The organism is Dokdonella sp. (genome assembly GCF_049593775.1).
GTDB lineage: Bacteria > Pseudomonadota > Gammaproteobacteria > Xanthomonadales > Rhodanobacteraceae > Dokdonella.
On the sequence record NZ_JBAWHJ010000341.1, the window covers coordinates 1 to 5,967 of the forward strand.

The window sequence follows — 5,967 nt, forward strand, 5'->3', positions numbered from 1 at the left end:
TCACCAGAGGTCGCTTGGCCGGATAACGGTGGCGTGTAGGTCATATCCACGCTGCCGTCGACGTTCAAGCGCGCGAGATAGCGTCGCTCCACGCCGCCGACCCGCGAGAAGCCTCCTCCTACGAAGATCTTTCCATCGGGCTGCAAGGCCAGCGAGTACGCCCAGCTCAGACTGTCATCATCTCCGATGTTGGCGTTGAAGCTTGCGTCGAAGCTCCCGTCGGGATTGAGTCTTGCGATGCCTTTCCTCGTGGCCACGCCAACCTGTGAAAATTTCCCAGCTATGACGATGCGCCCATCGGCCTGGATGGCGATATCGTAAATCCAGTTGTCAACGGCGATCTCCGCAAAGCTTGTATCCAGGCTGCCATCGGCATGAACACGGCCAATTCTCTGGCGCGGCTGCCCGTTGATGCTGGATATGTTGCCGCCGATGATGATCTTGCCGTCGGCTTGCACCGCGATCGCACCGACGAAATTCGTGCTCAAGCTCGTCGAGAATCCGTCATCGACGCTGGTCGCGAGCGCAAGGCTGCAGAAAAACAAGAGGGCCAGCCCCGCCAGCCATCGATGATCAATCGTGCGCATGCCACTTCTCCGCCCAAGCTTCCAAGGGGCCTGACGATGCGACGTGGGGGAGCAGAAGTCCTTCAGAACTCTTCAAGCACTTGTCAGGAAGTTGTCAAGTCATTGAAACAAGAAGCAAAACTCTCGCGTTTCCAGGGAGTCCGCCAGCGGCTCACCGATCATAGTGAAGTCACCGCCGACCGCCGGCTTGCCCTTGGCCGGTTCCGCGACGGTGTGGATTGCACTTGCGAGGACTGAACCGAACAGTGAACCGAGACTGCCATCGATGTTCAGTTAGGCAATTCGGCGCTCTCCAGGCAGGCAACACGACACTTTTCAATGATCCGATCGACTTTTGATGACTTCTTGATGGTTTGCATAGGACTCAGGCGGCGCCATACGGCACGGTAGGGCTCGGCCCATTCCTTCAGGGAGCGACTATATGAAGTCATTTCGATGTCTGCAGTTGATTGGCGTTCTGCTGCTTTCTTGCAGTACATCCTGGGCCTGCAACGTCGAGGACGGCTTTGTCGCGAACGCGGACAACACCGTGCGAGCCCTGGCGATGCAGCCCGATGGCAATATGATCGTTGCCGGTCAGTTCACGAACATCGCCGGGCCGGCACGCGTTCGTATCGCACGACTCCTGGCCAATGGCGAAATCGATGCCGGGTTCGCGGCGACCACGGTCGACAACACAGTCTTCGCCGTCGAAGTACAGGCGGATGGGCGCATCCTGATTGACGGTGCGCTTTCGGAAATCGGTGCTTGCAAGCACAACCGCGTCGCTCGTCTGAATGCCGACGGCAGTTTCGCCCCGATTGTCGCTGGAGGCGCATCCGCCCGACGCCACGCAGATACATCTGCGCACATCCGCTCAAAACGGTTCCGGGGATTCCAACGGATCGAGCAGTCTGATCCAGACCACGCGTCAGGCATTTCTAAACGGCAACGACGGCAACTTCTTCGAGGGGTTCCTGTGAGCCCGCTCGAGTACCGCCGATACGCTCCAGCGTTCGGGCGTGTTGCTCTTGGCAGCCACACATCCATTCGTTGTGAAAGGAACAGATCATGAAAGCACTACGACCAGTCATCTACGCCAGCATCCTGGCATTTCCCTTTTCAACACTTCATGCAGCCACAATTACCGTAAATACCATCACTATGGATCCGGTATCGGGAGTTGATGGCTATTGCATGCTCGTTGAGGCGATTGAAGCCGCCAATACCAATGTGTCAACCGGCGTGGTTGCAGGTGAATGCATCGCCGGCGATGCTCAACCTGTGGTCGATGTTATCGAATTCGATACAACGATCCTGCCCGCCTACATCTCTCCATTCAGCGAATTGCTGCTGACAGAATCTGTTCACATCAAGGGACCGGGCATGGAATTGCTCGACCTTGGTGGGTTCTCATTCAATCGCGTATTCAAGATCCTGAATACTGCGGCAGCTGCTCAGTTCACGCTTTCGGACATGCGCTTCTCCTACAGCGCCATACGCTTGCCATTTGCCGAATACGGCGGGGCCATTCTGGCCAGTCACGTTGGTGGTGCCTCGCTCACCCTCGAACGCCTGCATTTCCTGGCCAACAACGCAGAAAAAGGCGGCGGCGCGTTGGCCTTGACCGGCGGCAACAGCAACACCACGGTGATCAGGGATAGTTTGTTCGAGTACAACTACGTCTCGGGCGTCGACGCCAATACAGCCGGTGGTGGCGCGATTTTTATCGGCGCGCATCAAGAGGTCACTATCGAGGGAAGCACATTTTCAGGCAACTACGTGTACAACACGCAACTGGCTCAACCTCTGGACGACATGGCCGGTGGTGCGATCCTGATGCTTTCATCGACGCCTTCGGGCGTCTCGGAGCTGACCATTGATCGCAGTACGTTCTCAGCCAACAAGGCAGTCGGTGTTGGCGGTGGATTGTCCATTGGCGGGCCTGGCTTTGCCGGTGACTATTCAGACGTAGCGATCAGGCATAGCACCTTCACCTTGAACGAGTCTGACAGCAATCTCGATCAGACCGGTCCCGATCAGGGTGGTGGCGGCATCTACAGTTCTGCATCGATGCCGGTCACGATCTTCAACACGATTTCAGCCGAAAATACTGATCAGTCTCAATCAGCAGCGCCTGATCTGGCGGGCACCTACAACAGCAATGGCTTCAACATGATCGGCAACAATGAGGGCGCAAGCATTCCGTTCCCGGTCGGCCAGCCGAACGCCAACAATGACACGGTCGGCACCGATGCACAGCCGCTCGATCCCCGCTTGTCACCGCTGGCGGACAATGGCGGCCCCACTCCGACCCATCAATTGCAAATTACCAGTCCCGCCCTTGACCGGGGGAAGTGCAATGTCCAGACGATCGACCAGCGACATTCGCAGAATGCCGCGACGAACCTGCGAACTATCGACGTGATCGGGGTGCCGAATCTGTTGTCGGGTTGCGACATAGGCGCGGTCGAGTTCGGCGGCGTCAGTGCGGATCCACCACCGGTCGCCAACAACGACAACTACAGCGTTCGGGAAGGCGAGGAGCTTATGGTCTTCGTCTTTCTCGGCCTGCTGGAGAACGATGTGGACGATGACGATCTGGTAGTTTCATCGGCTGGCAGTTTTGCTGCCGACAGTACCGATGCCCCCGGCCTGGTCGAGCTGCTGGCAGACGGCTCGTTCACGTTCAACACGGATGACCCGGATGCATTTGGAACGGCGACTTTTGAATACACGATCACCGACATGCTCAACAGCAGCACCGCAGATGTAACGATCACGGTGAATGCGGTCAATGACGCTCCCGGCTTCAACACGGCCCAACCTCAGATAGCAGCGCCTCTGGGGCAAATGCTGACCTATCCGGCTTGGGCCACCGACATCACGCGCGGCCCCCCCAATGAAGCCGGCCAAGTCCTGAATTTCACAGTGACCCCGATCAGCGTCCCAGCCGGATTTTTTGCTAGCCCGCCCACCGTCAATGTCAACAATGGGAACCTGCGTTTCGCATTGTCCGCAACGGCAAGTGGCGTGGCGGAAGCGTCCGTGAATTTGCACGACGACGGAGGAACTATCTATGGCGGACAAGACACATACTCCACCACCCTGATCATCCAGGCATCCGATGTGATATTCGCCAACAACTTTGACTAGTGTCAGCGATTCAGTAGTGGAATGCCCTTTCTCGCGCAACCATGAAGTTGACCGCTCGAATCCTGGCAGGAATAGCGCGGAACGGTCGAAAACCCGGGAATTGAAACACCCTCGTCTCTTGAACAGGCCTGGAGAATCGAAAGCGGAAGTTCGGGCAATCGTGTCGGTAGATGCCATGTCGTTCCGTTTCGAAATTCAAGGCCCAAGCCGCGAAATGAACAATCTCGCTCTCCATGAACGACATAAGCACCTATCTTGTAGTCTCGGCCGGTGCTGGTTTCTGACGGTAGAACTGGCAAAGCAGCCTGTAGACCTTCGGCATCGTGTTCTTCATGTTCTCGGGAGCTTCGAAGAAAGACTCACTGCATACCGCAAAGAACTCTGCCGGGTTGGTAAGCGCGTAGTCATCGATCGGTAGCGACCGGCCTTGCTCCTCATCGACCTGCAATCGTCCCCATGCGGATGAGAACGTGTCGTGCCACTCCCCCGGTCGCATGTCCGGGTGCATCGGAGGCGCACCGTTGGCGCCATCCCGCAGCATGTCGAGCTTGTGCGCCAACTCGTGAATGACCACGTTGCTGGCATGACCTTGCCGCGATTGTGGCCCGGAGTCGCAAATCGAACTCCACGACAGAACCACAGGTCCCCGAAGCCATGCTTCGCCACTCAAGCCACGCGTTCCGGAGTGAACAACACCATCGTCGCTGCGGTAGGGCTGATCCGAAACGTAATCGTCCTGATAGACGATGACCGTCTGGAAATGGTCGTACCAGTCCAATCCGAGTTTGAGAATAGGCACGCAAGCCATGGTGGCGAGTTTCAGACACATGGGGTCCGTGAGCTGGAAGTCGCCGCCTGCCGTGATCGTCTTGCGCGCAATGAATCGCAATGAAAGTTTGCGCAACGCTTCACGCTCGGCGCCGAGATAGCGATGCGCCACGTGCCAGTCGGAAATAGCCGCCTCCCATTGCTCGACGGTGACGGCCATCTTCTTGAGTCGCCGATTTTCAAGCCAGTTGCTGATCCAGTTCATCTGTTTTGCTCGGCCTGTACGTATTGGATCGAAATCGAAAGAGCGAGTCCGGGACATCCACCCCAATTGAATCCTACGTCACGAGTCGAGGCTTTCCCAACGATACCGGGACGGCGCACGCTACGAGCGTCCCGGCGAGCCGCAGGTAGCCCGTTGCTCCATGCAATCAAACTCCTGCCAGCACGCTCGGACATCGCAACTGTTTCGCTTTGCCGCTGATTCCTGCAGCATGCGGTGTCAATGGTGGTCTTCGGGGGAAAGATGACACTCAAGGTCAATGCAGCGGTGTCCGGCCTGATTCAGGCGATGGTGTTGGCTTTGGTGATGTTTTCAGGCGGCCTGGCACAGGCTGATCAATCGGCAACGCCAACAGCTCTGCCCGACGCAAGCAAGGTGGCGCAGGCCACCGCGCGGCTGACCGAAGATCCGGCAGAGGCCATGGCAACGCTGCGCGCATTGTGGGACGACCCGCGCGAGCCGGATGCCAGTGCCGCCGCGGTAGCGCTTGTCACCGCGATGGCGAAGGGTGGCTATCCCGGCGAACTGGCTGACTTGTGCGAGGCCATGCTCGATAGCGGGCGCTTGCGACCAGGTGACGCACCGGAAGTATTTTCAAAATGGCTGCCCAGCCTGATGGCCAGCAAGCGCTGGCCCGATGACGAATCGGCGATGCGCAACCGTGCGCAGGCGATCTCCGATGCCGCTCCAGAGGGCAAAGGGCGCTCCCTGCCGTGGATGTCGATTGGAGTGGCAGAGATCGGCTTCGGCAAATTTGCCCAGGCCGAATCGGCCATTCGCACCGCGATCGATCTGCAAGCTGATCAGCCACCCTCGGAGCATCTCAAATCCAGCCAGTCCAACCTCGGCGTGGCACTGGCGCAGCAGGGCAAGATGGACGAAGCGCTGGGCGCCTTTCTGGCCTCGGAGGCCACGCGCGAGGCAATGGGGTTGCCAGAGGAGGCGGGCATGCTGGGCAATCTCGCCTCGCTCTATGTCTACCTCAAACGCTGGGATCAGGCCATCAGCTATAGCCGGCGCGCGATCGCGGCAAGCGAGCCGGAGACGGCGCGTCGGGCGAGCTTCATCAATACGCTTGGCAGTGGGCTATTCGGTCTCGGCGACCTGGATGGCGCCCGCGCCGCATTCGAGGAAAATTTATCCATCGGTGAGCGCATCGGTGCACCCACGACAAGTGCGCTCAACAACCTGGCG

At 58.3% G+C, this 5,967-nt stretch carries 5 protein-coding genes; 3 read left to right on the forward strand and 2 right to left on the reverse strand.

What is annotated here, in order from left to right:
- A partial coding sequence (locus WBP53_RS11830; protein ID WP_423929161.1) for a delta-60 repeat domain-containing protein occupies window positions 1-587 on the reverse strand: 587 nt, incomplete at its 3' end.
- Between the two features lie 562 nt (window positions 588-1,149).
- On the opposite strand from WBP53_RS11830, the gene WBP53_RS11835 reads away from it, so the two are divergent.
- Window positions 1,150-1,641: a delta-60 repeat domain-containing protein gene (locus WBP53_RS11835; protein ID WP_423929169.1), complete on the forward strand. Its 492-nt coding sequence runs from the start codon at window positions 1,150-1,152 to the stop codon at window positions 1,639-1,641.
- Complete coding sequence (locus WBP53_RS11840; protein WP_423929163.1) at window positions 1,638-3,722, forward strand: choice-of-anchor Q domain-containing protein; 2,085 nt, start codon at window positions 1,638-1,640, stop codon at window positions 3,720-3,722. The genes WBP53_RS11835 and WBP53_RS11840 overlap by 4 nt, the downstream gene beginning before the upstream one ends.
- A gap of 250 nt (window positions 3,723-3,972) precedes the next feature.
- On the opposite strand, the gene WBP53_RS11845 is transcribed toward WBP53_RS11840, so the two are convergent.
- The gene (locus WBP53_RS11845; protein WP_423929165.1) at window positions 3,973-4,755 is read right to left on the reverse strand and encodes a zinc-dependent peptidase; all 783 of its coding nucleotides are present in this window, start codon (window positions 4,753-4,755) and stop codon (window positions 3,973-3,975) included.
- Window positions 4,756-5,016: 261 nt separating this feature from the next.
- Between WBP53_RS11845 and WBP53_RS11850 the strand changes: the two genes are divergently transcribed.
- On the forward strand, window positions 5,017-5,967 hold a 951-nt coding region (locus WBP53_RS11850), incomplete at its 3' end, for a tetratricopeptide repeat protein (protein ID WP_423929167.1).

Bases quoted from the DNA above. Each gene is read 5' to 3' on its own strand.
- WBP53_RS11835 (WP_423929169.1), top strand. From the start codon at position 1,150: ATGATCGTTGCCGGTCAGTTCACGAACATCGCCGGGCCGGCACGCGTT.
- WBP53_RS11840 (WP_423929163.1), top strand. From the start codon at position 1,638: ATGAAAGCACTACGACCAGTCATCTACGCCAGCATCCTGGCATTTCCC.
- WBP53_RS11845 (WP_423929165.1), bottom strand. From the start codon at position 4,755: ATGAACTGGATCAGCAACTGGCTTGAAAATCGGCGACTCAAGAAGATG.